Below are 1,735 nucleotides of genomic sequence, written 5' to 3'. Positions count from 1 at the left end.
AAAGAGGCCGTCTCATAAGCAATTATGGGACGTTTTTTTTTATACTCAGATTGAAAGATTCGGCTCCATAACTTTTACTTTTAGCGTCCTTTAACAGGGGACCTCCATAAGTGTTAGGGCTAAAGGCAGTTAGGAAAGTCGAAAAGGCGTTACGCCTTCCATTTTCTAAGGTTATGGGCTATGGCAAGTAATCCTATTTCCACTTCAGTTTTACTCATTCCACGTAGCAGGAACCGTTTAAAGCCATGATTGCTTTTGATATTGCCAAATACAGGCTCGACATCGGCAGCTCTTTGTTTTCGATACCGAATTCCTTGCTGGGTATTCAGTCTTTCTTTTGCCGCCTGCTTATGCTTTCTTAAGGAATGGTTAACTTCCACGATCCGGTTACCTTTACCGGTATGACACACGCCCCGCATCGGACATCCCTGGCAGTTTCCAGCCTGATACCGGCTGATAAGCTGTACATAGCCCGAAGTAGTTATCCGCTGTCCATCGCTGATGTGTGCCATCCGCTGCCCCATCGGACAAACCAGGTAGTTTCCTGATTCGTTATAGTGCAGACTGTCGTTACTGAATGCTTTAATTCCTTCTTTCTGCTCTTTATCAAAGGTATTGTACTTGATATATGCCACGATCTCTTTTTGTTCGAGGCAGGCATAGTTCTCATCTGAACCGTAACCGGCATCGGCTACGATGGCTTTAGGAAGGGTGTTGTACAGGTTTTCGTACTGCTGGATGTGAGCCGGAAGAGTCCCGTAATCGGTAGAGGTCTGATGTAAGGAATAGTTCAGGATGAATTGATCCTGAGTGCTGATCTGCACGTTGTAAGCCGGCTTCAACTGTCCGTTCAACATATGATCCTCTTTCATTCGCATGAAGGTGGCATCGGGATCTGTTTTGGACATGCTGTTACGGGAACCGAGTTTCTCTTCCTGATCTTCGTACCGCTCCAGGTTCTCCGGCCAGTGTTTGCGGGCATAATTCAGCTTTTGTCTGACCTTTTTATCTGCTTCCTTATCCTCCAGGGCTTGATCAATCTTTGCAATCGTTTGACGTACCTGCTCAGCATTCACCTGCTCAAATTGGCAAGGCGAAGGATCTTTAAGTTCTTCAGCTGCTACTCCCTGGGCATATTTCCACAAATCGTCCAGCTGGGCTTTGATCCGATCCTTACTCGTTTTAATGCTTTTCCCCCAGACAAAGGTATACCGGTTTGCAGCTGACTCGATCTTGGTGCCATCGGTGTAAACCGCCTCTTTCAATGACACTATTCCTTCTTCAGCCAGCAGCAGCACGATTTGGGAGAAGATCTGCTTTAGAATCCCCGACAGCTTCTCGCTCCGGAAACGATTGATGGTATTGTGATCGGGTGTTTTCATTCCGCAGAGCCACATAAAGTGGATGTTCTGGCGTACCTGTTCTTCCAGCTTACGGCTGGAATACGTGTTGGTCAGGTAGCCATATACCAACACTTTCAAAAGCATCCGCGGATGATAGCTGGATGCGCCTCCACCTTTATATTTACGGTTGATCGGACGGATGTCGATCTCATCTATAACTTTCTTTACTATACGTGCTGGGTGATTAACCGATACCAGCTCTTCCAGGCTGGGCGGAAGTAATTGCAACTGATCGGAATCGTATGGCTTAAAAACAGGCGTCGTTCCCATGCCTTTAAAATACGAAAATCTAGCAAAATAAAAAAGAGGCTATCCTTTTGAGACAGCCTCTT

At 46.2% G+C, this 1,735-nt stretch carries 1 protein-coding gene; it reads right to left on the bottom strand.

Annotation, left to right across the window (positions count from 1 at the left end):
* Window positions 1-149: 149 nt before the first annotated feature.
* On the bottom strand, window positions 150-1,673 hold the full coding sequence (locus tag J3P37_RS22835; protein ID WP_256014451.1) for an IS1182 family transposase: 1,524 nt from the start codon (window positions 1,671-1,673) through the stop codon (window positions 150-152).
* Between the last annotated feature and the right edge of the window lie 62 nt (window positions 1,674-1,735).

It is taken from the genome of Desertivirga xinjiangensis, from assembly GCF_024436435.1.
Taxonomy (GTDB): domain Bacteria; phylum Bacteroidota; class Bacteroidia; order Sphingobacteriales; family Sphingobacteriaceae; genus Desertivirga; species Desertivirga xinjiangensis.
Note: the sequence above shows the minus strand (reverse complement) of the source record. Positions and strands in the feature narration are given on the sequence as shown.